21 protein-coding genes are annotated in these 21,506 nt (G+C 59.9%); 14 read left to right on the top strand and 7 right to left on the bottom strand.

All coding sequences use genetic code 11. The features are described 5' to 3' along the window. Window positions 1–153: 153 nt before the first annotated feature. The 3 genes from wecB to trpS are packed head-to-tail and all read right to left on the bottom strand — an operon-like array spanning window position 154 to window position 3,476. Window positions 154–1,305 carry a UDP-N-acetylglucosamine 2-epimerase (non-hydrolyzing) gene (gene wecB, locus QZ329_RS06335; protein ID WP_295749789.1) on the bottom strand — a complete coding sequence of 384 codons (1,152 nt, stop codon included), beginning with the start codon at window positions 1,303–1,305 and terminating at the stop codon, window positions 154–156. Next, window positions 1,306–2,463, bottom strand: a complete 1,158-nt coding sequence (locus QZ329_RS06330) for an MraY family glycosyltransferase (RefSeq protein WP_295749786.1) — start codon at window positions 2,461–2,463, stop codon at window positions 1,306–1,308. Window positions 2,464–2,474: 11 nt separating this feature from the next. Continuing rightward, window positions 2,475–3,476 (bottom strand): tryptophan--tRNA ligase, encoded by a 1,002-nt coding sequence (gene trpS / locus QZ329_RS06325; protein WP_295749782.1) that lies wholly within the window; start codon window positions 3,474–3,476, stop codon window positions 2,475–2,477. A gap of 196 nt (window positions 3,477–3,672) precedes the next feature. Here trpS and lepB (QZ329_RS06320) point away from each other — a divergent pair, with 196 nt between their 5' ends. The 14 genes from lepB (QZ329_RS06320) to yihA all read left to right on the top strand — a co-directional run bounded on the left by lepB (QZ329_RS06320) (window position 3,673) and on the right by yihA (window position 16,599). Beyond that, window positions 3,673–4,254 (top strand): signal peptidase I, encoded by a 582-nt coding sequence (gene lepB / locus QZ329_RS06320; protein WP_295749779.1) that lies wholly within the window; start codon window positions 3,673–3,675, stop codon window positions 4,252–4,254. A 30-nt stretch (window positions 4,255–4,284) separates the two neighbouring features. Beyond that, window positions 4,285–4,884 carry a signal peptidase I gene (gene lepB / locus QZ329_RS06315; RefSeq protein ID WP_295749776.1) on the top strand — a complete coding sequence of 200 codons (600 nt, stop codon included), beginning with the start codon at window positions 4,285–4,287 and terminating at the stop codon, window positions 4,882–4,884. Continuing rightward, window positions 4,884–5,756 (top strand): ribosome biogenesis GTPase YlqF, encoded by an 873-nt coding sequence (ylqF, locus tag QZ329_RS06310; RefSeq protein ID WP_295749773.1) that lies wholly within the window; start codon window positions 4,884–4,886, stop codon window positions 5,754–5,756. Before lepB (QZ329_RS06315) ends, ylqF begins: the two co-directional genes overlap by 1 nt. Further along, entirely contained in the window at window positions 5,753–6,295 is a 543-nt protein-coding gene (locus QZ329_RS06305; protein WP_295749769.1) for a hypothetical protein, read from the top strand. Before ylqF ends, QZ329_RS06305 begins: the two co-directional genes overlap by 4 nt. Then, window positions 6,258–6,881: a ribonuclease HII gene (locus QZ329_RS06300; RefSeq protein ID WP_295749766.1), complete on the top strand. Its 624-nt coding sequence runs from the start codon at window positions 6,258–6,260 to the stop codon at window positions 6,879–6,881. Before QZ329_RS06305 ends, QZ329_RS06300 begins: the two co-directional genes overlap by 38 nt. Next, on the top strand, window positions 6,878–7,237 hold the full coding sequence (locus QZ329_RS06295; protein WP_295749763.1) for a YraN family protein: 360 nt from the start codon (window positions 6,878–6,880) through the stop codon (window positions 7,235–7,237). Before QZ329_RS06300 ends, QZ329_RS06295 begins: the two co-directional genes overlap by 4 nt. A 35-nt stretch (window positions 7,238–7,272) precedes the next feature. Next, the gene (gene thrC / locus QZ329_RS06290) at window positions 7,273–8,760 is read left to right on the top strand and encodes a threonine synthase (protein WP_295749760.1); all 1,488 of its coding nucleotides are present in this window, start codon (window positions 7,273–7,275) and stop codon (window positions 8,758–8,760) included. An 18-nt stretch (window positions 8,761–8,778) separates the two neighbouring features. Further along, complete coding sequence (locus QZ329_RS06285) at window positions 8,779–9,066, top strand: hypothetical protein (RefSeq protein WP_295749757.1); 288 nt, start codon at window positions 8,779–8,781, stop codon at window positions 9,064–9,066. Window positions 9,067–9,103: 37 nt separating this feature from the next. Beyond that, window positions 9,104–9,784, top strand: coding sequence for a metallophosphoesterase (locus tag QZ329_RS06280; protein WP_295749754.1), 681 nt, complete (start codon window positions 9,104–9,106; stop codon window positions 9,782–9,784). A 98-nt stretch (window positions 9,785–9,882) separates the two neighbouring features. Then, window positions 9,883–11,337 carry a trigger factor gene (gene tig / locus QZ329_RS06275; protein WP_295749751.1) on the top strand — a complete coding sequence of 485 codons (1,455 nt, stop codon included), beginning with the start codon at window positions 9,883–9,885 and terminating at the stop codon, window positions 11,335–11,337. Between the two features lie 156 nt (window positions 11,338–11,493). Then, window positions 11,494–12,096 (top strand): ATP-dependent Clp protease proteolytic subunit, encoded by a 603-nt coding sequence (locus QZ329_RS06270; protein WP_295749748.1) that lies wholly within the window; start codon window positions 11,494–11,496, stop codon window positions 12,094–12,096. Window positions 12,097–12,136: 40 nt separating this feature from the next. Beyond that, window positions 12,137–13,450, top strand: a complete 1,314-nt coding sequence (clpX, locus tag QZ329_RS06265) for an ATP-dependent Clp protease ATP-binding subunit ClpX (RefSeq protein WP_295749745.1) — start codon at window positions 12,137–12,139, stop codon at window positions 13,448–13,450. Between the two features lie 136 nt (window positions 13,451–13,586). Then, window positions 13,587–16,001, top strand: a complete 2,415-nt coding sequence (gene lon, locus QZ329_RS06260) for an endopeptidase La (protein ID WP_295749742.1) — start codon at window positions 13,587–13,589, stop codon at window positions 15,999–16,001. 10 nt (window positions 16,002–16,011) lie between these two features. Beyond that, window positions 16,012–16,599, top strand: a complete 588-nt coding sequence (gene yihA, locus QZ329_RS06255; RefSeq protein WP_295749739.1) for a ribosome biogenesis GTP-binding protein YihA/YsxC — start codon at window positions 16,012–16,014, stop codon at window positions 16,597–16,599. Between the two features lie 232 nt (window positions 16,600–16,831). On the opposite strand, the gene gpmI is transcribed toward yihA, so the two are convergent. The 4 genes from gpmI to QZ329_RS06235 all read right to left on the bottom strand — a co-directional run bounded on the left by gpmI (window position 16,832) and on the right by QZ329_RS06235 (window position 21,310). Next, window positions 16,832–18,349, bottom strand: coding sequence for a 2,3-bisphosphoglycerate-independent phosphoglycerate mutase (gene gpmI / locus QZ329_RS06250; protein WP_295749736.1), 1,518 nt, complete (start codon window positions 18,347–18,349; stop codon window positions 16,832–16,834). Between the two features lie 190 nt (window positions 18,350–18,539). After that, complete coding sequence (gene tpiA, locus QZ329_RS06245; RefSeq protein ID WP_295749733.1) at window positions 18,540–19,313, bottom strand: triose-phosphate isomerase; 774 nt, start codon at window positions 19,311–19,313, stop codon at window positions 18,540–18,542. Between the two features lie 165 nt (window positions 19,314–19,478). Further along, entirely contained in the window at window positions 19,479–20,747 is a 1,269-nt protein-coding gene (locus QZ329_RS06240) for a phosphoglycerate kinase (RefSeq protein WP_295749731.1), read from the bottom strand. 59 nt (window positions 20,748–20,806) lie between these two features. Continuing rightward, a complete protein-coding gene (locus tag QZ329_RS06235) occupies window positions 20,807–21,310 on the bottom strand; it encodes a tRNA (cytidine(34)-2'-O)-methyltransferase (protein WP_295749728.1) in 504 nt (167 codons plus the stop codon). Window positions 21,311–21,506: the final 196 nt, after the last annotated feature.

Raw genomic sequence — 21,506 nt, 5'->3', positions numbered from 1 at the left:
CTCGGCGGCGGGGTCCCTGGGGAGATCGGAGGGAGGGAGGGAGATGTGGGCGGTGCGGCTCAGGCTGCCACCCAGCATCAGCGCCACCAGGGCAGCAGCCACTGCCAGCACAGCCCAGGTAATCCAATTCAGATTTCGCTTGTCCATGGCCCCTTATGCCCCGTAATTGGCGGGCCACTCCTTCCGGAGGCCGTAACGCCATTCAATGGCGTCGGCGATGCGGCGGCAGGCGTTCCCGTCACCGTAGGGGTTCACAGCCCGGGCCATTTCGTTGTAGGCGTATTTGTCCTGAATCAGCCGGGAGGCCATGGTAACGATGTCGTCTTGAATCACCCCGGCCAGCTTCACGGTCCCGGCGGCCACGGCTTCGGGCCGCTCCGTCTCCCGGCGAAGGACCAGCACAGGCTTGCCCAGGGCGGGGGCCTCCTCCTGAAGGCCGCCGGAGTCCGTCAGCACCAGATAGCAGCGGTCCATCAGATTGTGCATCTCCCCGGCGGGAAGGGGGTCGATGAGGTGAACTCTCGGGGCCCCCCGAAGATATCGGTCCACCGCCTCCCGGACCACGGGGCTGAGATGAACGGGATAGACCAGCTCCACATCCCGGTTTTCCTCGGCGATCTGCCGCAGGGCCAGCATGATGCTCTTCATGGGCTCACCGTAGTTTTCCCTCCGGTGACAGGTGACCAGCAGCACTTTCTTTTCCCCGTAGGGCAGGCGGTTCAGCTCCTCCGTGGAGAAGCGGTAATCCTTCCGCACGGTGGTTTTCAGCGCGTCGATGACGGTGTTCCCGGTGACGAAGATCGTCTCCGGATTCCGGCCCTCCCGAATCAGGTTCTCCCGGTTTCCGGAGGTGGGACAAAAGTGCATGTCCGCAAGCGAGGAGGTCAGCACCCGGTTCATCTCCTCCGGGAAAGGGGCGTATTTGTCATAGGTTCGCAGGCCCGCCTCCACGTGGCCCACAGCCACCTGATGGTAAAAGGCGGACAGGGCTCCGGAGAAGGTGGTGGAGGTGTCCCCGTGAACCAGAATCATGTCCGGCTTCAGGGAGTCGATGGCCTCGTCCATGCCCAGGAGGCATTTGCTGGTGATGCCGGAGAGGGTCTGCCTGGGCGTCATGATATTCAGGTCCCAATCGGGCCGAACGTCGAATACCTCCAGCACGGAATCCAGCATCTGCCGGTGCTGGGCGGTGACGCAGCAAAGGCTCTCGATACCGGGGCGCCGGGCCAGCTCCTTCACCAAAGGGCACATCTTAATGGCCTCCGGCCGGGTGCCGAAGACGCTCATAATACGCAGCTTTTCCATTCAGCTCTCCTTATCTCCGCCGGGGGCTTTTTTCCCCTCCTCCGGCGGCGTATGCTCCCCGTGGTGCCCCAGCTCCCGCAGTTCCTCGATCTCATCATGGAGCTCTTCCCGGATTTCCTTGGGAAATACCACCCGGGCCGCCACCACCGCCACAATGCACAGCGCCGCGAAAAACAGCATGGCCTTCTGCTCTCCCCCGGTGGTCAGTACCACGGCGGACAGCCCCAGCATGGCGGAGATGACGTAAAGCGTCGCCACCGCCTGCTTCTGGTTCAGGCCCATGTCGATAAGCCGGTGGTGGATGTGCCCCCGGTCGGCGTGCATGGGGCTTTGGCCGTGGGCGATGCGGCGGATGAAGGCGAAGGTTGTGTCAAAAATCGGCAGCCCCAAAATCAGGAAGGGCACGGCGAAGGAAATCACCGCATAGAACTTGAACAGCCCCTGGATGGACATGGTGGCCAGAATATAGCCCAGAAACGTGGCCCCGGTGTCCCCCATAAACATCTTGGCGGGATTGAGGTTGTAGGGCATGAAGCCCACGCAGGCACCCACCAGGGCCGCCATGACGATGGCGACCTCCGCCTCAGAGGCCAGCAGGGCGATGACCAGCATGGTGGTGGCCGAGATGGCGGAGACGCCATTGGCCAGACCGTCCAGACCGTCGATGAGGTTCACCGCGTTGGTGATGGCGACGATCCAGAGAACCGTAAAAGGAATGGACAGGGGTCCCAGCACCCAATAGAGGCTGCTGGAGAAAATGTTGGGGTTGGAGAAGGCCTGGATGACCACGCCGTTCAGGGCGGGAATCAAGGCGGCGGCAATCTGGACAACGAACTTCAGCATGGCGGGCAGGGCCATGATATCATCCACCACGCCCAGAACCACAATGATGACGGAGCCCAGCAGAATACTCTGAAGCTGACCGTTGTTCCGAATATTGCCCAGGATCAGCACGCTGACCATGAAGCCGATGAAGATGGCCAGGCCGCCCAGACGGGGAATGGGCACCCGGTGCATCCGGCGGGCGTCCTTGGGAATATCCACGGCGCCGACTTTATAGGCAAAGGTCCGCACCACCGGGGTCATTAAAAAGCTGATGACCAGCGCCGCCAGCAGGGCGAGGGCCACGTAGGCGATCAGCTGATTGTCTAAGGGCATGTGCGTCCTCCTTACCGGGCCAGCAGGCCAACCTTTTTGTAAACCTTCGAGAGGGTCCGGTTGGCGGTGTGGGCGGCGCGCTCCGCGCCGGCGCGGTACACGGTTTCCAGATAGGCCTTGTCGGCCAGCAGCCGCTCGGTCTCCTCTCGGATGGGGCGGAGCAGCTCCACCACAGCCTCGCCTACGGCGGCTTTGAAGTCGCCGTAGCCATGACCGGCAAACTCGGCCTCGATGGCCTCGAAGGTCCGGCCGGTGGCGGCGGCGTAAATCTGCATGAGGTTGGAGACGCCGGGCTTGCCTGCCGGGTCAAAGCGGACTGCGGCTTCCGAGTCCGTCATGGCCTTTTTGAATTTGCGCATAATGTCCTCCGGCGTTTCCAGCATGTAGACGCAGCCGCTGGGGTCCTTGTCGGACTTGGACATCTTGTTTTCAGGAGAGGTGAGGCTCATGACCTTGGCCCCCACCTGGGGAATATAGGGCTCGGGAATCTTGAAGGTTTCGCCGTACAGCCCGTTAAAGCGGCCGGCGATGTCCCGGCAGATCTCCACATGCTGCTTCTGATCCACGCCCACGGGCACCAGGTCCGCCTGATAGAGGAGGATATCCGCCGCCATGAGGGCGGGATAGGTGAACAGGCCGGCGTTGATATTGTCGGCGTTTTTGGCGGACTTATCCTTGAATTGCGTCATGCGGGAGAGCTCGCCGAACATGGTGTAGCAGTCCAGCACCCATCCCAGCTGCGTGTGGGCGGGGACGTGGGACTGGACGAAGAGCACATTTTTCTCCGGGTCCAGGCCGCAGGCGATATAGGCCGCCAGCTGGGTGAGGGTGTGGCGGCGGAGCTCCGCCGGGACCTGCCGCACGGTGAGGGTGTGGAGGTCGGCCAGCATGTAGTAGCAGTCGTATTCGTCAGCCAGAGCGGCCCAGTTGCGGATGGCCCCCATGTAGGAGCCCAGGGTCAGATCACCGGAGGGCTGGATGCCGCTGAGGATTCTCTTTTTTGCAGTTTCCATGGTTTGCACCTCAATATTCGGCTCCGGAACACCGGAGCGTAGTTTAACTTTTCCAGTGTACCACGAAATTCCGGAAAGTGCAAATGATTCTTATTAAAAATACACAGTGCCCATTTGGAATTTCCCCTTGTGATTTCCGGACTTCTTTGGTATACTATTTTAGATTGAAAACTTTTGTGGTCACGGAGGGATTGCAATGACGGCTGAGAGACGGGACAGGCAGCCGGACCGGGGACTTTTCGAATGGGCGCAGGCGTTGGTATGCTCTGTGCTGGCGGCGGTGCTGGTGTTCGCCTTTGGAGTCCGTGTGGTGGGAGTGTCCGGCGGCTCTATGCGGAATACGCTCCAGAACGGGGACCTTCTGCTGGTAGTAAACGGCGCTCTTTGCGGCAGGTACGAGGCGGGAGACGTGGTGATCGCCGCCAAGGCCTCGTTTGAAAACGGCGAGCCCATCGTCAAGCGGGTTATCGCCACGGAGGGGCAGACCGTGGACGTGGATTTCAACAGGGGTGTGGTCTATGTGGACGGCGCCGAGCTGGAAGAACCCTATATCCGGGAGGCGACGCACTTGGATTTGGGGATGGAATTTCCCCTTACCGTGCCGGAGGGCTGCGTGTTCCTCATGGGGGATAACCGCAACGAGAGCCGGGACAGCCGGGAACCCTCGCTGGGCGCGGTGGACACTCGCTGTCTCATTGGCCGGGCGGTGTTCCTGCTGCTGCCGGGACGGACGGCAGGACGGAATATGCGGGAGTGGAGCCGCATCGGAACGCTTTAAGGACGCGCCGGATCAAGGAGAGAAAGAGACATGCAGAAAGAAGCGCAGCGGGCGGAGAGCAGAGAGGAGAAAAAACGGGGCCGGGACGTCTATGAGTGGGTGCAGGCCCTGGTCTGTTCCGTGCTGACGGTGGTGGTGGTGTTCACCTTTGCCATTCGGCTTATCGGTGTGGACGGACATTCCATGGTCCCCACTCTTCAGGACGGGGACCGGCTGATGGTACTGAGCTCCGCGCTCTGCGGCGGCTTCCGGCAGGGGGATATTGTGGTTCTGCGGAAGGAGAGTTTTCTGCCGGAGCCCATTATCAAGCGGATCATTGCCACAGAGGGACAGACGGTGGACATCGACTTTTCCTCCGGTGCTGTTTTTGTGGACGGACGGCAGCTCCATGAGGATTATATTCTGGAGCGAACCTTTCTGGCGGAGGGGACGGTGTTTCCCCTCACGGTGCCGGAGGGCTGCGTCTTTGTCATGGGGGATAACCGGAATGCCAGCAACGACAGCCGGGACGCGCGGCTTGGCGCTGTGGACGAGCGCTACATCATTGGCCGGGCGGTGTTCCTGGCCTTTCCCGGCCGGGACGCTGTGACGGGAATGCGGGAGTACGGACGGATCGGAGGAATCGGCTAGTGGAAATTCAATGGTATCCCGGGCATATGGCCAAGACCCGGCGGATGATCGGGGAGCAGCTGAAAAACGTGGACGCGGTCTGCGAGATTCTGGACGCCCGCATTCCCCGGTCCAGCCGAAACCCGGACGTGGACGGCCTGACTGCGGGAAAACCCCGGCTGGTGGTCTTGAACCGGGCGGACCAGGCGGACCGGGAGGCGACGAAAGCCTGGGCGGCTCATTTCAAAGAAAAAGGCTGGGCCGTGCTGGAGACCGATTCCAAAAGCGGCGCGGGCACGGCGAAGTTCTCCGCCGCCGTCCGGGAACTGCTGGCGGACAAGCTCCGCTCCTACGCGGAGAAGGGCCAGACCGGCCGGGTGGTCCGGGTGATGGTCCTGGGCATTCCCAATGTGGGAAAGTCGACATTTATCAATAAGATCGCGGGCCGGAAGACCGCCAAGGCGGAGGACCGCCCCGGCGTCACCCGGTCCAAGCAGTGGGTGCCCGTTGACCGGGGGCTGGAGCTGCTGGACACGCCGGGGATTCTCTGGCCCAAGCTGGACGACCAGGATGTGGGACTGCATCTGGCCTTCACCGGAGCGGTGAAGGACGAGATTCTGGACACGGAGACCCTGGGTTGCCACCTGATGGCGTATTTAGCGGAGCGCTATCCGGAGGCGCTGAAAACCGGCTATAAGCTTCCGTCCCTCCCGGGGCGGGAAGGGGAGGAGAACGACGTGGCCTACGGCTACCGCCTGCTGGACGCCGCCGGACGGCGGCGGGGCTTTCTCATTTCCGGCGGGGAGGTGGATACCGAGCGGATGGCGAAGATTCTGCTGGACGAGTTCCGCTCCGGCAAGCTGGGGCGGTTCACGCTGGAGGTGCCGGAATGAGTGAAAAGAAGAAAAAGATTCTCACTGCGGCGGCGGTGACGGCGTGTGTGGTTCTGCACTTTTATACCAGTATCCGCACGTTTTTTGAAAATTGGTATAACGACTATACAGCTTGGTCCTGGACCTTTCTGGGACTCTGGCTTGCAGGTCTGCTGGCTTTGGATATATGGCTTTGGTTTTTTGGAGGAGCGGAGCTGCTCCGCAGTTTAAAATGGTATTGGGGCTTCAGCACTTTACTGTTTGCGGCGTTTTCTTTGGGGATCCTGCTGAACTACACGACGCCGCCCGCTCCATTTACGGTTCTGATTGTGATCTTGATGTTCCTGGCGCCAGTGAACCAGTGTCTGGCCTTCTCCTGGCTGCTGTTTGATCAGATAGCAGGGTTGTCCGGGAGCGCCCAGTATATCGCTTTATGGTGCACCGGGCTGCTGTTCTGCCTGGCCCATTTTATCTACATTGCCCGGCTCCACCGCCAGGCCCAAAAGAGAGGAGAGACGCCCCATGGACCTGTGGGCCCCGGAGCGGGAACAATGGAATAACGGCTATGTCCTCCTCTGCGGCGTGGACGAGGCGGGGGCGGGCCCTCTGGCAGGGCCGGTGTACGCCGCCGCCGTGATCCTGCCCCGGGAGCTGGAAATCCCCGGCCTAAACGACTCCAAGAAGCTGACGGAGAAAAAACGGGAGGCCCTTTACGAACAAATCACCGCCCAGGCGGAGGCGTGGAGCGTGGCCTTTGCCACGGCGGAGGAGATTGACGAAATCGATATCCTCAACGCCCGGATGCTGGCCATGCAGCGGGCCATCGACGGCCTGTCCGTCCGGCCGGACCTCTGCCTCATCGACGGCAACCGGGACCATGGGAGCCGGGTTTCCATCCAGACGCCCCACGTCACCCTGACCGGAGGCGACGGGAAAAGCGCCTCCATCGCCGCCGCCTCCATTCTGGCGAAGGTCAGCCGGGACCGCTGTGTCTCCCGGGAACTGGACGCCCTGTATCCGCAATACGGCTTTGCCAAGCACAAGGGCTACGGCACAAAAGCCCACTACGCCGCCCTGGATGAATACGGCCCCTGTCCGGTCCATCGGAAGACCTTTTTAAAAAAGTGGGAGGCACGGCGGCCATGAGGGGGACGAAGGACTCCGGCGGCCAGGGGGAGACCGCCGCCGCCCGATATCTGGAACGCCGGGGTTATGCCATTCTGGCCCGCCAGTGGCGGTGCCGTTTTGGGGAACTGGACATCGTGGCCCATAGCCCGGAAGGCGTCCTCTGTTTTGTGGAGGTGAAGCGCCGGGGGCCCCGTTCCATCGGTCTGCCCCGGGAGTTTGTGGACGGACGGAAACAGGAACGGCTGCGTAAGGCGGCGGGTCTTTACATGGGCTTTTATGACCTGGACTGCGCCGCACGCTTCGACGTGGCGGAGGTTTACGAGGAAAAAGATGGCGGCCTCCGGGTGGTTTACCTGGAAGACGCCTTTGCATAGATCAAAAACTACATCGGAAAGGTGAGATACAGGATATGAATTATTTGAGCACCCGGGACCGCGCCCTGCGGGTCAGCAGCGCCGAGGCGGTGAAGCTGGGTCTTTCCCGGGACGGGGGACTTCTGACGCCGGAGGCCATTCCGCAGATCGACAGCGCATTTCTGGACAGCCTTAGCAAATGCTCCTATCAGGAGCGCACGGCCAGGGTCATGGCCCTCTACCTGACGGATTACACGGAAGAGGAACTGCTGGCCTTCGCCGGGAACGCCTATGGCCCTGACAAGTATGACGCCCCCGCCGTGGCCCCCCTGCGGAAGGTGGACGGCTCCACCCACTGCCTGGAGCTGTGGCACGGTCCCACCTCCGCGTTTAAGGACATGGCCCTTCAGATGCTGCCTCAGCTTCTCTCCGCCGCTTTGCGGAAGACCGGGGAGAATAAGACGGTCTGCATTCTGGTGGCCACCTCCGGCGACACCGGCAAGGCTGCCATGGAGGGCTTCGCCGATGTGCCCCAGACGAAAATTATGGTCTTCTACCCCAAGGACGGCGTATCCAAAGTCCAGGAGGCCCAAATGGTCACCCAGGACGGAGAGAATGTGGGCGTTTGCGCTGTGGTGGGCAACTTCGACGACGCCCAAGCGGGGGTCAAGCGCATTTTCTCTGACGAGGGCATACGGGAGACCCTGGCGAAGCGGGGCTATCTTCTCTCCTCTGCCAACTCTATCAACTGGGGCCGCATCCTGCCCCAGGTGGTCTATTATATCTCCGCCTACTGCGACCTGCTCCGGGACGGGGAGATCAACATGGGGGACAAGGTAAACTTCTGTGTTCCCACCGGCAACTTCGGGGATATCCTGGCGGCGTATTATGCGAAACGCATGGGCCTTCCCGTAGGGAAGCTCATCTGCGCGTCCAACAAGAACGATGTGCTGACGGATTTCCTCCGCACCGGCGTGTACGACAAAAACCGGCCCTTCCACAATACCATGAGTCCTTCCATGGATATCCTGGTGTCCAGCAATTTGGAGCGGCTGCTGTTTGATCTCTCCGGGGAGAACGATGAAGAGGTCCGGGGCTATATGGAGGCTCTGAACACCGGCGGAAAATACGAGGTTTCCGAGAAAATCAAGGCGGCGCTTCAAGAGCAGTTCTGGGGCGGCTTCTGCGGTGAGGCGGAGACCGCGAAAACCATTGCCCGGTATTATAAGAAATACGGCTACCTCATCGACACCCACACCGCCGTGGCGGCGGGAGTGCTGGAGCAGTACCGGGAGGAGACCGGGGACAAGACCCTGACGGTCTTTGCCTCCACTGCCTCTCCCTATAAGTTCTGCGATCACGTCCTCAGCGCCATCGGCGAGACTCCCAAGGGTGACGGCGTGGAGCTGCTGGAACAGTTGAACGCCGTTTCCGGCGTGGCGATTCCCAAGCGGCTGGCGGCCCTGAAGGGCAAAGCCCGCCGATTCGACCTGTGCTGCAAAAAGCCGGAGATGGATGATATGGTGCTGGAGTTCCTGAAATAAAAGAAGGGGGCGGGACGGATGAAGATCAAGACATTGAAACGCAAATGGGCCCGGGGTTACTGGCTCTTTTTGTGGGGGATTCTTCTGTCCTGGCTTCTGGGCGTGCTCTTGCCGGACGGGGTCAGGCCGCTGGGGCTGGCGGTGCTGGCCGCTTGTGCGGCGGGCATGATCATCAGCATCCTCAAACTTCACTGCCCCTACTGTGGGAAAGGCGCACCTCGGGCTCCGGCCTTCTCCCCGTCCTCTGGAAAAGTCCAGTGCTGCTCCGGCTGTGGGAGACCCTTCGTCTATGACGATGAGGTCTAGATAAAGAATCAATACCGGAAGGAAAGGGAGTGGCGACATGGCCCTCTATGCCATCGGGGACTTGCATCTTTCCCTGACGGCCAACAAGCCCATGGAGGTCTTCGGTCCCGCCTGGGAAAACTACACCGCCCGCATTGCGGAGAGCCTCGCCGCCCTGACGGCGGAGGACGTGCTGGTTCTGGCGGGGGATACCTCCTGGGGCATGGGCCTGGAGGAGGCGGAGGCGGATTTCCAATTCCTGGACCAGTTCCCCTGCAAAAAATATCTGGTGAAGGGAAATCACGACTACTGGTGGACCACCGCCGCCAAGCTGCACCGCTTTTTTGACGAGAAGGGCATCCACACCCTGGACATCCTCCACAACAACTGTGTGTTCTACGGGGAGTACGCCGTCTGCGGCACCCGGGGCTGGTTTTTGGAGGAGGACGCCCACAACGTCAAGGTTTTAAACCGGGAGGTGGGACGGCTGGAAGCGTCCTTGAAGGCGGCGGGGGAGAGGCCCATTCTGTGCTTCCTCCACTATCCCCCGGTTTATCAGGGCTATGAGTGCCCGGAAATCCTGGAAACGCTGGAAAAATACCGCGTTTCCCTGTGCTGCTACGGCCATCTTCACGGCCACGCCATCCGCCGGAGACTGGAGGGAAAACGGGGGGAAACGGAGTTTTCCCTGATTTCCGCCGACTATCTGGGCTTTGCTCCGAAAAAAATTTGCGATTGAAGGAAAAAAGACTGGAATTTTCAAATTTTATCTGGTAGAATACTAACTTGTCCCGGTCGAGTTTTTTAAGTGCCGGGAATGAACGGAGGAAAACGATCATGAGTGTGAAGAGCTGCGAAAAGCTTGAGAAGAGTCAGGTTGCGCTGACTATCGAGGTGGAGGCCCAGGAATTTGAGGCCGCCGTTGAAAAGGCGTACCGGAAGATGCGGAACAAGATCAACGTTCCCGGCTTCCGCCCCGGCAAGGCCCCCCGGAAGATCATCGAGGGCATGTACGGTGTGGAGGTGTTCTTCGACGAGGCGATCAACATCGCCTTCCCCGACGCCTATGAGGCTGCCGTGAAAGAGAAAGAGCTCAATGTGGTGGGTTATCCCTCCGTCGAGCTGGTGGGCGAGTGCACCCGGCAGGGCTTTACCTTCAAGGCTGTCGCGCCCGTGTATCCGGAGGTTACGTTAGGCCAGTACAAGGGCCTGTCCGCCCCCAAGGAGGAGGTTCAGGTCACTTCCGAGGATGTGGACCGCCGTCTCCAGACTCTTCTGGACCGGAACACCCGCCTGGTGTCCGTGGAGCGGGAGGCCAAGGAGGGCGATACCGCCGTCATCGACTTCGAGGGCTTCCTGGACGGCGCGCCGTTTGACGGCGGCAAGGGGAGCAACCACAGTCTGGAGCTGGGCTCCCATAGCTTCGTTCCCGGATTTGAGGAGCAGGTCGTGGGCATGAAGGCCGGCGACGAGAAGGATATCGACATCACCTTCCCCGAGGACTACCATGCGGACCTGGCCGGCAAGGCCGTGGTCTTCAAGGTCAAGTGCCACGAGGTGAAGGAGAAGGACGTTCCCGCCCTGGACGATGAGTTTGCCAAGGACGTCAGCGAGTTTGACACGCTGGACGAGCTGAAGGCCGACCTGGAAAAGAAGATTGCCGAGGACCGCCAGAAGGACGCGGACCGCAGCTTCGAGGATGCGCTGATGGAGCAGGTGGCGGAGAATATCACCGCCGACATTCCCGACGCCATGGTGGAGGGTCAGGCCCGCCAGTTCCTGGAGAATTTCCGCACCCAGATCGCCCAGCAGGGCATCCCCTATGATCAGTACATGCAGATGACCGGCATGAGCGAGGCCAAGCTGCTGGAGGATGCCAAGGAGCCCGCTCTGCGTCAGGTGAAGATGGACCTGGCCGTCGCGGCCATCATCAAGGCCGAGAACATTGAGGCCGGCGACGAGGAGCTGGAGGCTGAGTATAAGAAGCTGGCGGAACAGTTCGGCATGGACGTGGAGATGGTGAAGAAGTACATCCAGGCCGACCAGGTCAAGGATCAGATTTGCAGCCGACGGGCGGTGGATATCGTGGTGGAGAACGCCACTGCCACCAAGCCGGAGGAGAAACCCGCCGGAGAAGAGACGCCTGCTGAGGAAAAGCCCGCCAAGAAGACGCGGAAGAAGAAGACCGAGGCGGTCGAGGGCGAGGAAGACTCCGGCGAGGAGAAAAAGCCCGCCAGAAAGCCCCGGAAAAAGAAGGCAGAGGAGACCGAGGAGCCGAAGGACGCCGAATAAGCTCAAATAGTGAATCTTTACAAAGACATTCACAGATTCGACACATTTTCACATGATGCCTGTGGTATCATGTGAAAATGGCTATATGGGCATAACCCTGGAGTGCAGTTTCGCTCCAAGGGAAAGGGCATCCACAAAAGACTGGAGGTTTTCAAATTGAGTTTAGTTCCCTACGTAGTAGAGCAGACGAACCGGGGCGAGCGGTCTTACGACATTTTCTCCCGGCTGCTGAATGACCGGATTGTGTTCCTGGGAGAGGAGGTCAACGCCACCACGGCCAGCCTCATCGTGGCCCAGCTCCTGTACCTGGAGGCCCAGGACCCCGACAAGGACATTCAGTTGTATATCAACAGTCCCGGCGGTTCCGTCACCGATGGTATGGCCATCTATGACACCATGCAGTACGTCAAGTGCGACGTGTCCACCATCTGCGTGGGCATGGCGGCCAGCATGGGCGCGTTCCTGCTTTCCGCCGGCGCCAAGGGCAAACGCATTGCCCTACCCAATGCGGAGATCATGATTCATCAGCCCTCCGCCGGAACCCAGGGCCAGATTACGGATATGGCCATTCATCTGAAGCGGTTGGAGACCATCAAGAAGCGGATGAACCGCATTCTGGCGGAGAACACCGGCCGCTCTGTCGAAGAGGTTACGGCCGCCTGTGAGCGCGACAACTTCATGAGCGCGGAGGAGGCCCGGGATTTCGGCCTGATTGATAAGATTCTGATCAACAAGGAAGAGAAAAAGGGCGAGGCGTGACACAGCGGCCTCATCCCCTATAGAGAACTGAGGTAATACCATGAATGACGAAGGCAAGAAAACCACCCTGCGGTGTTCTTTCTGCGGCAAGCATGAGCAGCAGATTCACCGCATGATACAGGGCCCCGGCGTGCGCATCTGCGACGAATGCGTCCATCTGTGCATGAGCATTTTGAACGACGGCTTTGAACCGGATACCGCGGCGCTGGAGGATATCCCCGATCAGCTGCCCACCCCGCGGGAGATCAAGGATATCCTGGACCAGTATGTCATTGGCCAGGAGGAGGCGAAGGTCGCTCTGTCCGTGGCGGTGTATAACCACTATAAGCGCATCTTCTTCGGCGGCGACGAGGATGTGGAATTGCAAAAGAGTAACATCCTGATGCTGGGTCCCACCGGGTCCGGCAAGACGCTCTTTGCACAAACCTTGGCCCGTATTTTAAAGGTGCCCTTCGCCATTGCCGACGCCACCACCCTCACGGAAGCCGGGTATGTGGGCGACGATGTGGAAAATATCCTCCTCCGTCTGCTCCAGGCCGCAGACTTTGACGTGGAGCGGGCCGAGCACGGCATTATCTATGTGGACGAAATTGACAAGATTGCCCGGAAGAGCGAGAATACCTCCATTACCCGGGACGTCTCCGGAGAAGGCGTGCAGCAGGCTTTGCTGAAGATTGTGGAGGGGACGGTTGCCAACGTCCCTCCCCAGGGCGGCCGGAAGCACCCTCATCAGGAGTTCATCCAGATGAACACGAAGAACATTCTCTTTATCTGCGGCGGCGCCTTTGACGGACTGGAGAAGATCATCGAAAAGCGCCTGGACCAAAAGAGTATTGGCTTTGGCGCCAATGTTCAGGGCAAGAAGGACAAGGATTTGAGCAAGATTCTTCACCAGGTCCAGCCCCATGACATCTTGAAGTTCGGCATCATTCCCGAGCTGGTGGGCCGCCTGCCGGTCATCGCGCCCTTGAACGGGCTCCGGCGGGAGGACCTGGTGCGGATTCTCCAGGAGCCCAAAAATGCCCTGGTGAAACAGTACCGGAAACTGCTGGAGTACGACGATGTAGACCTTGTCTTTGAGCCGGAGGCGCTGGACGCCATCGCGGATAAGGCCATTGAGCGGAACATCGGCGCCCGGGGTCTGCGCGCCGTCATGGAGGGGCTGCTGACGCAGATTATGTATGACATTCCCTCGGATTCCACCATTGTCAAGGCGGTCATTACAAAAGATTGTGTGAGCGGCGCGGGCCAGCCTGTGCTGACCCATGACCCGGAAAAGGTGGGCTATTCCGTCAAGCTGAATACCGGCAAAGGTGGAAAATCCCGCAGCACACCGCCCCGGCCCGCATCTTGAATACAAAAGAGACCGGTAAAACCGGCTCAGGAGAGGAAGGGACCCTGGTCCCTTCCTCTTGGGTTGTATAGTCCTATTCCATTCTCTTCCATTGCCGCCGGAATGCCGGCGAGCCCTTGGAAAGGAGCGTGATTTCATGGAATTGACCACCGTGAATATTCCCGTCCTGGCCCTTCGGGGACTGACAGTTTTTCCGCATATGCACCTGACCTTTGATGTGGAGCGCACCATCTCCATCGCAGCTCTGGAGCGGGCCATGGAGGCTGAGCAGGAGATTTTTCTGGTGACACAGCGGGAGATCAGCGTGGAGCTGCCGGGAGAAACGGACCTGTATCCAATCGGTACGGTATCCCATATCCGCCAGATTCTTCGCCTTTCTTCCGGCGCTGCCAGGGTTATGGTGGAGGGCCGCCGCCGGGCCCGTCTCCGGCGCTTGTGGCAGTCCTCCCCCTATCTCCAGGCCAATGTGGAGGAGCTGCCGGAGGAGGTTCCCTCCGAGACCTTCCACCGCAGCCCCCGGACAGAGGCGCTGCTCCGCCAGACCTGGAATCTTTTCAGCGAGTATGCCCAGATGTCCGGCAACATTCCGGAGGAGATCATTACTACGGTGATGGACAGCCGGGATGTGGGCTATCTGGCGGACTTTATTGCCCAGAATATTCCTCTTCGCCACACGGATAAGCAGGAGATTCTGGAGGAACTGGCTCCCTTTGTCCGCCTGCGGAAGATGAACAGTCTGTTGGCCCGCGAGTGCAACATCCTGGGCTTTGAGCACGAGATGGAGGGAAAAATCCGGGACCAGCTGGTGCGCACGCAGCGGGAACAGATACTGCGCACGCAGATTCGGGTTCTGCAAAACGAGCTGGGGGAAGATGACGAAGACGATGAGGTGGAGGATTACTGCCGGAAGATTCTGGAGCTGAAGCTGGAGGAGGAGGCGGAGAGCCACCTTTTGAAGGAGGCTGGAAAGCTCTCCCGCCAGCCCTATGGCAGCGCGGAAGCGTCGGTGATCCGGAACTATCTGGATGTGTGCCTGGAGATGCCCTGGAATGTCGAGACCCGCGAGCGCGTCAGTGTGGACGCCGCCCGCAAAGTGCTGGAAAAAGAGCATTTCGGTCTGGAGAAGGTTAAGGAGCGTATTCTGGAGACCATAGCCGTCCGGCAGATGAATCCCAAGGGGAAGGGGCAGATTCTCTGTCTGGTGGGTCCCCCGGGCGTTGGAAAAACCTCCATTGCCATTTCCGTCGCCAAGGCGCTGAACCGGAAACTGGCCCGCCTGTCCCTGGGCGGCGTCCGGGATGAGGCGGACATTCGCGGCCACCGCAGGACCTACATCGGATCCATGCCGGGGCGGGTGATTGACGCCATCATTCGGGGCGGGTCCATGAATCCGCTGCTGCTGCTGGATGAGATTGACAAACTCGGCAGCGATTACCGGGGAGACCCGGCCTCCGCCTTGCTGGAGGTGCTGGACAGCGAGCAGAATCATGCGTTCCGGGATCATTATATGGAGATTCCCGTGAACTTGAGCCGGGTGATGTTCATCACCACCGCCAACACCACAGATACCATTCCCCAGCCGCTGCTGGACCGGATGGAGGTCATCCGTCTCTCCAGCTATACCGATGAGGAGAAGGTGCAGATTGCACGCCGCTACCTGCTGCCGAAGCAGATGCGCGAACACGGACTGAAAAAAAGCGCCCTCCGGGTCGGTGACGAGGTGATCCGGGCCATCATTCGGGACTATACCCGGGAATCCGGCGTCCGCCTTCTGGAACGGCGTATTGCCGCTTTGTGCCGGAAGACGGATATGAAGCTTCTCTCCGGAGAGACCAAGCGGGTTCAGGTGACGGAGGAAGAGCTGCCGAAATTTTTGGACTGCCAGCCCTATCCCCCCGCTCTCCACACAGAGCGGGAGGAGACCGGCGTGGTGAACGGTCTGGCCTGGACGGAAACCGGCGGCGAGATTCTGGAGGTGGAGGCCGCTGTTTTGGAGGGCACCGGAAAGCTGGAGCTTACCGGCAACCTGGGCGACGTGATGAAGGAGTCCGTACAGGCGGCGCTGAGTTGTCTTCGAAGCCGGGCAGAGGTTCTGGGTATAGAGGCGGACTTCTATAAAACCAAGGACATTCATGTCCACTTCCCGGAGGGAGCGGTTCCCAAGGACGGCCCCTCCGCCGGCATCGCGGTTACCACGGCCATGCTCTCTGCCCTGACGGACCGGAAGGTCCGGGCGGGCATTGCCATGACAGGAGAGGTGACCATTCGGGGCCGGGTGCTGGCCATCGGCGGGCTGAAGGAAAAAACCATGGCCGCCCTGCGGAACGGTATCAGCACCGTGCTGATCCCCAAGGACAATGTCCGGGACCTGGAGGAAATTGATCAGACGGTTCGGGCCGCTCTGCGTTTTATCCCGGTGGAGACAATCGATCAGGTTTTCGCCGCGGCGCTAACGTCTCCGGCGGAGGCGGTTCGGGAAGAAGTGCCGGAACCGGCGCCTGTTTTTCCTTCCATGAGCCGGGAAAAGGTGGACAATGCCCTGCGGCAGTAAAGGAGCAGACATGCCGATCAATTTTGGAAAAGCGGAGTTTATCCGGTCCGCCGGGAGCCGGGAGCAGTTTTTGTGGGATGGTCTGCCGCAGTTCGCCTTTGCGGGCCGGTCCAACGTGGGAAAGTCCTCGGTCATCAACCGCCTTCTGGGGAGGAAGAACCTGGCCTATGTGGGCGCTTCCCCGGGTAAGACCACCCAGGTGAATTATTACTTGGTAGACCGCAGGGCCTATCTGGTGGACCTGCCGGGCTATGGGTACGCCAAGGTTTCCAAGGCGGAAAAGGAGCGCTGGGGCCGCCTGATGGAGAGTTACTTCCAGGAGGCCCACATTACCACCGGCGTGCTGATTGTGGATGCCCGTCACAAGCCGACAGCCAACGACCTGACCATGCATAGCTGGTTTCGGGAGACAGGCTGCCCGGAGATTGTGGTGGCCAACAAGCTGGATAAGCTGAAAAAGAGCCAGGTGGAACCTGCCCTGGCTTTGATCCGGGAGACCCTGGAATTGGAAGAGGAGGATCATCTGCTCCCCTTCTCCGCCGAGAAGGGGACGGGAAAGGAAGAACTGATTCGCCTTTTGAATGCCGCTGTGGAATAACGAAAGAGCCGCCCGTCAGGGCGGCTCTCAGTGTGTCAAAAAACGCAGAAGATTGACGCAACGGGAAGGAAGAGAGTTACGAGAGGAACCCAGGAGGGGTTCCTTTCGTTTTCAATCAGAAGTTTTTCAAAACTTTTTTAAAGTTTTGAAAAACTTGCGCAGGCTGGCGAAAATACGTTTTCGACAGCCTGAGAGCCGCCCTGATGGGCGGCTCTTCTCTGTCGGCGCTTATTTATTGAAGAATCAGGGTCTTTCCGTCCATCTCCTTGGGGCAGGCCAGCCCCATGACATCCAGCATAGTCGGCGCGATATCGGCGAGGCGGCCATCGGACCGCAGCTCGGACCCTGCGCCGCAGAGGATGAAGGGAACGGGATTGGTGGTGTGGGCAGTCATGGGACTGCCGTCGGGTTCCACCATCTGCTCGGCGTTGCCATGGTCAGCGGTAATCATGGCGATGCCGCCCATCTTCAAGGTGGCGTCCACCACCTTGCCCACGCAGGCGTCCACCGTCTCCACGGCCTTCACAGCAGCGTCGAACACGCCGGTGTGGCCCACCATGTCGCAGTTGGCGAAGTTCAAAATGATAACGTCGTAATTCCCGGACTCAATGCGCTCCACGCACTTCTCACAGACCTCCGGCGCGCTCATCTCCGGCTGGAGATCATAGGTTGCCACCTTGGGGGAGGGGACCAGCACCCGGTCCTCGCCGGGAAAGACGGTTTCGCTGCCGCCGTTGAAGAAGAAGGTCACATGGGCGTACTTCTCCGTCTCGGCGATGCGGAGCTGTGTCATACCCATTTTGCTGAGGTACTCGCCCAGACCATTGCTTACCAGCACACGGGGGAACGCCACTTCCACATTGGGCATGGAGGCGTCGTACTCCGTGTTGCAGACATAGGTCAGAGGGAAGAACTGCCGGGTAAAACCGTCAAACTCCGGGTCCACCAGCGTCCTGGTAATCTCCCGGGCCCGGTCAGGGCGGAAGTTGAAGAAAATGACGCTGTCGTTGTCAGAGATCGAGCCGTCCGCGTCGCAGACGACGGGCTCCACAAACTCATCCGTAACGCCTTTCTCATAGGACTTTTTCACCGCATCCACCGGGTCCGGATTGGTAATGGCGCTTTCGCCGTAAACCATAGCGTCATAGGCCTGCTCTACCCGGTCCCAGCGCTTGTCCCGGTCCATAGCGTAGTACCGGCCCATGACTGTTGCGATCTTGCCCACGCCCAGCTCTTCGCACTTGGCAACCGTCTGAGCCACAAAGCCCGCGCCGGAAGTGGGGGATACGTCCCGCCCGTCCAGGAACGCATGGATATAAACCCGGGTAAGCCCCTTGTCCTTGGCCATTTTTAAAAGGGCGAACAGGTGAGTCAGGTGAGAGTGAACGCCGCCATCCGACAGCAGTCCGAACAGGTGCAGGGCGGAACCCTTTTCGATGCAGGCGTCCATGGCGTGAAGATAGGCAGGATTCTGGAAGAAGCTGCCGTCTTCAATGGCGCGGGAAATGCGGGGAAGGTCCTGAAAGACCACCCGGCCGCCGCCAATATTGGTATGGCCCACTTCGCTGTTGCCCATTTGTCCGTCAGGGAGACCCACATCCAGTCCGGAGGCGGAGAGGGTCGTGTGGGCAAACTCCTGGAAAAAACGGTCCAGCCGGGGCGTTTTTGCCGTTTTGACGGCATTGCCCGTCTCACCGCCGCCGGTGCCGAAGCCGTCCATGATGATTAACGTAGTAGGTGTTTTGTTCATTGAAAGCTCCTCCTCGGGGGATTGAAATCATTTTCGGGACAGGCGCGCTTCCTGCCGCCTTACAGGCGGAACAGGCGCTGCGGCGTCACGAAAAATCCCCGATTCCAGCCGCCTGGGGCGGCGTCACCGGCCCGCAGGCCGGCGTTGGGGAACAACGCCGAGGGGGAGCTTGCTCCCCCTCGCTGATACATTACTCCTGGTTGGCGGAGTTGATGATCTCCACAAACTGGTCGGGCTTCAGGGAGGCGCCGCCAATGAGGCCGCCGTCAATGTCGGGCTGAGCCAGCAGCTCGGCGGCATTTTTGGCGTTCATGGAGCCGCCATACTGGATGGTGACGCTCCGTGCCACGCGGGCGCCATACAGGCTGCGGATGGTGGCGCGGATATTGGAGCAGACCTCGCCGGCCTGCTCGCTGGTGGCGGTCTTGCCGGTGCCGATGGCCCAAATGGGCTCGTAAGCGATGATGCAGCGGCGCAGCTTGTCGGCGGGAACGCCGTACAGCGCGCTCTTCACCTGGAGGGCGATCCACTCGTTGGTGATGCCGGTCTCCCGCTGCTCCAGACTCTCGCCCACGCAGATGATGGGATTCATGCCGGCGTTGAGAACGGCATGGACCTTCTTGTTTACGGTCTGATCAGTTTCGCCGAAATACTGGCGGCGCTCGCTGTGTCCGATGATGACGTACTTGACACCCAGGTCCTTCAGCATATCGGCGGAGACCTCGCCGGTGTAAGCGCCCTTCTCCTCGAAATAGACGTTCTCAGCGCCGACGGAGATGCGCAGGTCCTTGAAGGCCTTGGCGGCGGTGGAGATGTTGCAGGCGGGGACGCAGATCAAGGTCTCGCACCATTTGGCGCGGGGCATGATCTTGCGGATATCCTCGGCAAATTTTTTGGTTTCGGTGGCGGTCATGTTCATTTTCCAGTTGCCGGCAATGACCGTTTTGCGGTATCTGCGATTCATGATCTTCCATACTCCTTTTATGTCTTTTGATGTGATGGTAAATGAATGAGCCAATAAGAACAGCCTATTATTTTATAGCCGAAATAGGCAGAAATGTCAAGGGCAAGCAGGGGATTTTCTGAACTTTTTCCTCAAAAATAGCAGCTCTGGCGGGAAAAGCTCCGCTCACTTGTTCAGCAGGCAGGCAACGCCGGGCAGTTCCTTGCCCTCCAGGAACTCCAGGGAAGCGCCGCCGCCGGTGGAGATGTGACTCATTTTATCGGCGTAGCCCAGCTGTTCCACCGCAGCGGCGCTGTCGCCGCCGCCGATGACGGTGATCGCGGAGGTCTTGCTCAGGGCCTCGGCCATGGCCTCGGTGCCCTTGGCGAAAGCGGGGAACTCGAACACGCCCATGGGGCCGTTCCAGATTACCGTGCCCGCGTCGGCCACGGCGCCGCAGTAGAGCTTCACGGTCTCGGGACCGATGTCCAGCCCCTCCCAGCCGTCGGGAATCTCACCGGCTTTGACCACCTGGCTCTTGGCGTCGGCGGAGAAGCTGTCGCCGCAGACGGTGTCCACGGGGAGGAGGAACTTCACGCCTTTTTCAGCGGCCTTGGCAAGCATGTCTTTGGAGTAATCCATCCAGTCGGCCTCCAGCAGGCTGTCGCCCACTTTGCCGCCCTGGGCGGCGGAGAAGGTATAGGACATGCCGCCGCCGATAATGATGGTATCGGCAATTTCCAGCAGGTTGTTGATGACGCCGATTTTAGAGGAAACCTTGGCCCCGCCCAGAATGGCGACCAGGGGCCGCTTGGGATTGGCAATCGCGCCGCCCAGGAAATCCAGCTCTTTTTGAATCAGGAAACCGGACACGGCGGGGAGGTAATCGGCGACGCCGGCAGTGGAGGCGTGAGCCCGGTGCACCGCGCCGAACGCGTCGGACACGTAGACCTCCGCCATGGAAGCCATGGCCTTGGCCAGCTCCGGATCGTTCTTGGTCTCTCCCTTTTCAAAGCGGGTGTTTTCCAGCAGCATGATCTGGCCGGGCTGGAGGGCGGCGGCCTTGGCCTTGGCGTCTTCGCCCACCACGTCGGCGGCCATGATGACCTCTTTGCCCAGCAGCTCGCCCAGGCGTTTGGCCACGGGGGCCAGGCTCAGCTTCGCCAGGGACTTCTTCCACTTCTCCTCCGTGAGGGAGGCGGGGTCCTTGCCCTTTTCAGTCTGCTTCTTGACCCACTTATCAAAGCTGGCCTCGGGCTTGCCCAGGTGCGAGCAGGCAATGACGGCGGCGCCATTTTCCAGCAGGTACTGGATGGTGGGCAGCGCGGCGACGATGCGCTTGTCGCTGGTAATCGCGCCGGTCTCCTTGTCCTGGGGGACGTTGAAGTCGCAGCGGAGCAGCACTTTTTTGCCGGATACCTCGACATCTTTGACGGTTTTTTTGTTGTAATTCATCTCAGGATTCCTCCAAAAAAGAACTTATTTTTCGGCGTGAACGCCGGTTAAAACATGTGTCATGAAAGCGCCATTTCCCCTGTTCCCAAAAGACCAGGGAAGCCGCTCTGCCGCAGCGCTTCGTATACGCAGACGGCAACGGTATTGCTCAAATTCAGACTCCTGGCCTCGTCCACCATGGGCAGGCGGACGCAACGCTCCCGGAACCGCTCCCGGAAGGGAAGGGGGAGGCCGGCGGTCTCCTTGCCGAAGAAGAGCCAGCTGCCCGCCGTGAACCTTGCTTCCGCGTAAGACCGGGGGGCCTTGGTGGTGGTGAGCCAGAGGTCTTTCGCGGCCTCTGGATGGCGGCGGAACAGATCCTCCAGGTTCTCATAGTCCGAGACTTGTACCAGGTGCCAGTAGTCCAGACCGCAGCGCTTCATGTTCCGCCGGATGGCGCTCTGGGAAATATCGAAACCCAGAGGGCGAATCAGATGAAGGTCGGCCCCGGTGGCGGCGCAGGTGCGGGCGATGTTCCCGCAGTTCTGGGGAATTTCCGGTTCCACCAGCACAACGTGCAGCATAGAGACACAGTCCCCGCTTTCTCTCAGAATAAATGTTATTGTAATCTATTACCTGAACAAATTCAACTACATTCTTTGAAAAAATTACATTTTTCTGAAATGGATACCATTTGGAAAAGGTAAATTCTGCGAAACGCCGAAAAACAGGGGGGGAATTACCTGAATATTCCAGTGTTTCCGTTAGCTCCGACAAAAA

The sequence above is a fragment of the uncultured Oscillibacter sp. genome (genome assembly GCF_910579365.1).
Lineage (GTDB): Bacteria > Bacillota > Clostridia > Oscillospirales > Oscillospiraceae > Oscillibacter.
Note: the sequence above shows the minus strand (reverse complement) of the source record. Positions and strands in the feature narration are given on the sequence as shown.

What these genes read in the sequence shown, in the direction of transcription:
- wecB (WP_295749789.1), bottom strand. Translation starts at nt 1,305, where the DNA reads ATGGAAAAGCTGCGTATTATGAGCGTCTTCGGCACCCGGCCGGAGGCC.
- QZ329_RS06330 (WP_295749786.1), bottom strand. Translation starts at nt 2,463, where the DNA reads ATGCCCTTAGACAATCAGCTGATCGCCTACGTGGCCCTCGCCCTGCTG.
- trpS (WP_295749782.1), bottom strand. Translation starts at nt 3,476, where the DNA reads ATGGAAACTGCAAAAAAGAGAATCCTCAGCGGCATCCAGCCCTCCGGT.
- lepB (WP_295749779.1), top strand. Translation starts at nt 3,673, where the DNA reads ATGACGGCTGAGAGACGGGACAGGCAGCCGGACCGGGGACTTTTCGAA.
- lepB (WP_295749776.1), top strand. Translation starts at nt 4,285, where the DNA reads ATGCAGAAAGAAGCGCAGCGGGCGGAGAGCAGAGAGGAGAAAAAACGG.
- QZ329_RS06305 (WP_295749769.1), top strand. Translation starts at nt 5,753, where the DNA reads ATGAGTGAAAAGAAGAAAAAGATTCTCACTGCGGCGGCGGTGACGGCG.
- QZ329_RS06300 (WP_295749766.1), top strand. Translation starts at nt 6,258, where the DNA reads ATGGACCTGTGGGCCCCGGAGCGGGAACAATGGAATAACGGCTATGTC.
- QZ329_RS06295 (WP_295749763.1), top strand. Translation starts at nt 6,878, where the DNA reads ATGAGGGGGACGAAGGACTCCGGCGGCCAGGGGGAGACCGCCGCCGCC.
- thrC (WP_295749760.1), top strand. Translation starts at nt 7,273, where the DNA reads ATGAATTATTTGAGCACCCGGGACCGCGCCCTGCGGGTCAGCAGCGCC.
- QZ329_RS06285 (WP_295749757.1), top strand. Translation starts at nt 8,779, where the DNA reads ATGAAGATCAAGACATTGAAACGCAAATGGGCCCGGGGTTACTGGCTC.
- QZ329_RS06280 (WP_295749754.1), top strand. Translation starts at nt 9,104, where the DNA reads ATGGCCCTCTATGCCATCGGGGACTTGCATCTTTCCCTGACGGCCAAC.
- tig (WP_295749751.1), top strand. Translation starts at nt 9,883, where the DNA reads ATGAGTGTGAAGAGCTGCGAAAAGCTTGAGAAGAGTCAGGTTGCGCTG.
- clpX (WP_295749745.1), top strand. Translation starts at nt 12,137, where the DNA reads ATGAATGACGAAGGCAAGAAAACCACCCTGCGGTGTTCTTTCTGCGGC.
- lon (WP_295749742.1), top strand. Translation starts at nt 13,587, where the DNA reads ATGGAATTGACCACCGTGAATATTCCCGTCCTGGCCCTTCGGGGACTG.
- yihA (WP_295749739.1), top strand. Translation starts at nt 16,012, where the DNA reads ATGCCGATCAATTTTGGAAAAGCGGAGTTTATCCGGTCCGCCGGGAGC.
- gpmI (WP_295749736.1), bottom strand. Translation starts at nt 18,349, where the DNA reads ATGAACAAAACACCTACTACGTTAATCATCATGGACGGCTTCGGCACC.
- tpiA (WP_295749733.1), bottom strand. Translation starts at nt 19,313, where the DNA reads ATGAATCGCAGATACCGCAAAACGGTCATTGCCGGCAACTGGAAAATG.
- QZ329_RS06240 (WP_295749731.1), bottom strand. Translation starts at nt 20,747, where the DNA reads ATGAATTACAACAAAAAAACCGTCAAAGATGTCGAGGTATCCGGCAAA.
- QZ329_RS06235 (WP_295749728.1), bottom strand. Translation starts at nt 21,310, where the DNA reads ATGCTGCACGTTGTGCTGGTGGAACCGGAAATTCCCCAGAACTGCGGG.